Consider the following 3,968-nt stretch of genomic DNA (forward strand, 5'->3'; position numbering starts at 1 on the left):
TTGTTCTTCGCACCTTGATCAACCCATTTACTGATCAAATCAATCTCTGAATCTGACAGCCTCCGCGCGCCACCTCCCGGTGTGATCACATTAATATGGCTCTGCAAACTAATTGAATATTCTTTCGGCATATTTATTGAAGGATCGGCTTGATGCTTAATGAGCCGAACAAGAGTGCTCCCCACACTAGAGCCAGGGTTGATTACCGAACCATACTTGGTTCCCTTCATTATGTCCTGATAGCTAGCCACACTGAATCCGCTCTTCTCGAAGCCTGGACCTCCAGGGCTGTGGCAGACTGCACAGCTTTCCTGAAAAATTGGATTTATATCACGCTTAAAACTCACGCTACTATGAGAGCAAGCCATTGTGGCTATAGGTAAGGCGATTGCCAACGCAACCAATTTTAGTGCGGCCATAACACCCTCCTCATATAGTGAGTTCAATTACAGAGAGTCCGAGGGAAAACTGGAGTCAAACAGGACCCGCCTTTACTATCTACATTAAAAAAAGGCCTTAGTCAAACAAAATATCTATCACCACTGCCACCACCGAAAGTAATTGAATGCTTCTGGAAAATGCAACGCTGCGATAATTCAAATATAGAACGCTGCAACGCTCATGCTTCGCAATTATCGTCGCGCTTCACGAAAATCAATTGGTAAAATGATGTGAAAATCTGGATTCCCCAAGAAGCGCCCATAATTGAACCCGCCACCAGAACGGTATACGCGAATGTCGGATCCCATTTTGTAAGGAACCAGGTGGCGATATCAAGCACAACAGCTGCGAACGGTGCGACTATAACCAAATTCTTGAGCCAAGAAGGAAGCGTGGTAAAGGTAAATACAAATCCTAGAACGAATGTTACCAAACCAATGCCGAATAAATGAATATGTGAGAGCTTTACGAGAGTCTGGATGGACATCCCAGTATCAACCTTTGCTACGCTTTTAATTCCTGCGTAACTCGTAAGGTCTGGCAACCCCATCCCCGACTTTGCGCCGTGGCAACGAGCACATTTTTGCTCAATGATTGGGTGCACGGTTTTGTCATACCCTTTCTCGTCTGCGCCGCCCTTGAGCCAAGCAATAACCTGATTAAGGTCCTCCTCGCTCCGCATACCAGACATAGGTCCCCGCAACATCTGTTCTAACCGCGTGCCGCTACGATTCCCATAGTACGTAATCGCCAGATCTTGTACGGATATCCCTGATTTTCCATCTAGGCCCGTATGCGTCATGTACAGATAGCCAACTGCCATACTATAGCCGAGCCCAAGGACCGCCAACACAAGACCAAACAATATGCGCTCACTGCTCGAACACTCTCGGAACGTTCTACCTTTAACGACAGCCCTGCCTTGAGGAATTCTTCCGAGTACCCGCCGTATCCATACGACTGACACAAACAGACCGACGACACCTATCAGCAAATTAATTACTGATATCTCTTTCTCCGTAAAGCTCAGCGTCGTTGGGCCTAGGGCTGTCCACAGGACAAGCACCAGGAACGCCCAGGCAGGCCAGTACGCGCGGCGCCACACTAATGAAACCATGGCGACAAACACCATCAGGAATCCTGTTATGAGACAATTCCAGAATCCTACGGATGAAGATGCCGCATGCGGGCCATTTATATACCACGGCATCAATATCATTATGAAACCAATTATCAATGCTAAAATGCGCGCGGATGACTTTTGTTGTTTCATTGTATCGCCCTGTGAATTTTGCTTAACCATCAGAGAATGGCCATTCCACTTTATGGAGGGCCGGTTCAAACTCCACGTGCAACACCTCGATAGATCGCACCCATCATGGCTTGGTGACTAAGGAGGTGGGGAATGGGGCTGTCAACGGCGCGACAGCGCTTGCGTAGCCGTTGACAGGCCCATTCCCAGCGAATCATAGGCTTGGCCATGATGGGGGTGTTGCACGTGGACCTTGAAACCGCCCTTCCATTCTGATCAATTATGCAATCCATGCATGCATCACACTTTATGGATCACATAAAACCCTCAGGAAGGTCAGATGCGTTGGTTGCAACGCCACATTTATAGCAGGGACCTCACCATCAGCTTAAAATGCCCACCAATGATGAAATCCCGATTAAACTCATCTCACTGCCAAAAGCAACCACTGTCAGACAGAATTGATGCTCATCTATGCAGCAAGTAGACTATACCAAAGCATTGGGAATATCAAAATAGATAGGTCTGGAAGTAAAGATACAAAGTATTATTATCCGAAGCGTGACTACTTGTGCCATTGAACTTTGTATAAAAAGTATATTGGAGGCCAACCCGAAGATTCGCGTACGGCTGAGCCCAACTATTTCCTTTTCCGAATGGCACCCAATTCAATTCCATTGAGCCGCCGCTCGTATTTGGAGAGTCATTTGAAGATGCGGCTGAATATAACATTGCGTCGCGGCTACCGTTAGTTGCAAACGCACCAAGCGTGGCGCCATAGGTGCTTTCGTACCAGTAGTTTGCGTTGATATTAAATGAATTTAGGCGATTGTGAAGATTCGAGGATGCGCCCACCGCAAAGCTGTTATTGAGGGTCTGTTTTTCATGTACGTATTGCCCCTGTACGGTAATCGCGTGCTTCGTTCCGCCAAACCATTCATAGCTCGCATCCACCCCATAGTCTTTATAATTGTCAGACTGAGTTGACATTCCCATGCTGGACATAGGAATTAACCTGGGTTCAAAAAACAGCGCACCAACTTCAAGGTTACTGGCGGACCCAAGAGACGCCTGATAGGCTGCGCGTAGGTAGGGGGCAGGGATGTCCAGGCGTCCAGGATACATGCCATTTACATGATCAATGAATGATTTTGAAGGAACCTTGTACAAGCCACCCTCAAAGTACCACTTGCCATCTATCTGGGTATACGCCGTCAACCCCAGTACGCCATTCATCAAACCGCCATTTACAATGGGCGTTGCCACAGATCCCGGGGCGAGATCGGGGCCAAAATAGGGGTATTGCCACGCCGCTCCGGTGTTATAGAGGTCCGATATGGTTGGATTATTGTTTAGAGTAATGCCCCAAACTGCCGAGTGCGATCCAAATTTAGCTTGGCGTGCATAGCGAATGTCCGTCATATCCCATTCGACCCGATGACCGTTCTCAGAGTACGAGACCTGCATTAGCATGCCCAGGTGGTCGGATATTGCGCCCGCCAAGTAGACCCCGGCGGTCTGAAACTCCCAATTGTTGTTGCTACCGAAACCCGGGGCAGCGCCTCCCGCCTGATCCTTTTGAGTGTGGGTGAACGACTCGACGAGCTCCAAAGAGACTTTGGGAGTGACGCCCGATGAACCGGACTTCATGGTATAGCCGGTTAGTTTGAATTGGCGCCCAAACGGCGTCAGTTGCGGACCATATCCGCCCACGTGGCAGGAGGTACAAGGCATATTGACTTGTCGTGAGAACGCGGGGATGGCATTCGCCTTGGGAATGATCCCCACCATGAGTATCATTAGCAGGGCAAGAAGCGGCCATTGCCCTCCTATATTCAGTTTGTTCCGACGTTTTTGCATGGTGCATCTTCCTTCTCTACGGTGATAGAACCTGAACTTAACTCGCATAATGCTCTGGATCTTCACAGTCACGCCGCGTATTCATATATGGTCTTCATCGGCACTATTGTGGAATTAGGTGTGTAGCGCATCGTCGCAAAATTCTTTCCCGGTCTGATTGACGCACGTCAATTTCGCAATAGTCGCAGCTCGTAGTGCGACCATTTGTCACGGAACTTTGCGTATTCCCCTCCCCGCAGATGCATTTTTCCAAAATGCATCCTGATTCGCGCCAGATTTCCAACGGCGGCTGCACTTCGGAGTTGAATCTGCCCGCTGATGTACCAGCACGGCAATCGCGCCAAGGGCAAGAAGCGCTTTAAGGTTACTACCAGCAGATCGCACCGTACCTGGCCGAAACCCCTGCCTTGTTGCT

Annotated in this window: 4 protein-coding genes; all 4 read right to left on the reverse strand. The window is 48.9% G+C overall.

The genetic code is table 11. The features are described 5' to 3' along the window. On the reverse strand, positions 1 to 419 hold a 419-nt coding region (locus tag AC3WTD_RS18435), incomplete at its 3' end, for a c-type cytochrome domain-containing protein (RefSeq protein WP_492614652.1). 200 nt (positions 420 to 619) lie between these two features. After that, a complete protein-coding gene (locus AC3WTD_RS18440; protein ID WP_185754560.1) occupies positions 620 to 1,714 on the reverse strand; it encodes an Aq_1264-related membrane protein in 1,095 nt (364 codons plus the stop codon). A 489-nt stretch (positions 1,715 to 2,203) separates the two neighbouring features. Beyond that, positions 2,204 to 3,553, reverse strand: a complete 1,350-nt coding sequence (locus tag AC3WTD_RS18445) for a cytochrome C (RefSeq protein ID WP_492614653.1) — start codon at positions 3,551 to 3,553, stop codon at positions 2,204 to 2,206. Positions 3,554 to 3,720: 167 nt separating this feature from the next. Continuing rightward, positions 3,721 to 3,968 (reverse strand): hypothetical protein (locus AC3WTD_RS18450; protein ID WP_492614654.1); only part of this gene is annotated, 248 nt, incomplete at its 5' end.

It is taken from the genome of Rhodanobacter sp. FW106-PBR-R2A-1-15 (genome assembly GCF_058789735.1).

What these genes read in the sequence shown, in the direction of transcription:
- AC3WTD_RS18440 (WP_185754560.1), bottom strand. Translation starts at nt 1,714, where the DNA reads ATGAAACAACAAAAGTCATCCGCGCGCATTTTAGCATTGATAATTGGT.
- AC3WTD_RS18445 (WP_492614653.1), bottom strand. Translation starts at nt 3,553, where the DNA reads ATGCAAAAACGTCGGAACAAACTGAATATAGGAGGGCAATGGCCGCTT.